This is a genomic window from Saezia sanguinis (assembly GCF_003991585.1).
GTDB lineage: Bacteria > Pseudomonadota > Gammaproteobacteria > Burkholderiales > Burkholderiaceae_C > Saezia > Saezia sanguinis.
This window is the reverse complement of sequence record NZ_PQSP01000082.1, coordinates 1-270: the sequence shown is the minus strand read 5'-3', so window position 1 is coordinate 270 and position 270 is coordinate 1. Positions and strand designations below refer to the sequence as shown.

Sequence of the window (270 nt, the reverse complement as noted above, 5' to 3'; positions counted from 1 at the left end):
TCTTCGACCTGGAGAAGGTGACGCTGCGCTTCGACGAGCGCACCCTGCTGAACCAGCTCACCTGGTCCATCGGCCCCGGCGACCGGATCGGCCTGCTGGGCGTCAACGGCGCCGGCAAGACCACCCTGCTGAACCTGCTCTCCCACGACCTGGAGCCCACCAGCGGCCGGATCAAGCAGGGCAAGACGCTGCGGCTGGGGCACCTGTCCCAGCACGTCGCCGAGCTCGATGCGTCCGAGACGGTGCTGGCCAGCATGAACCGGCTCAAGC

Annotated in this window: 1 protein-coding gene; it reads left to right on the top strand. The window is 68.5% G+C overall.

The features are described 5' to 3' along the window. Positions 1 to 270: ATP-binding cassette domain-containing protein (locus CUZ56_RS15075; protein ID WP_148113769.1), on the top strand; the 270-nt coding region annotated here is incomplete at both ends.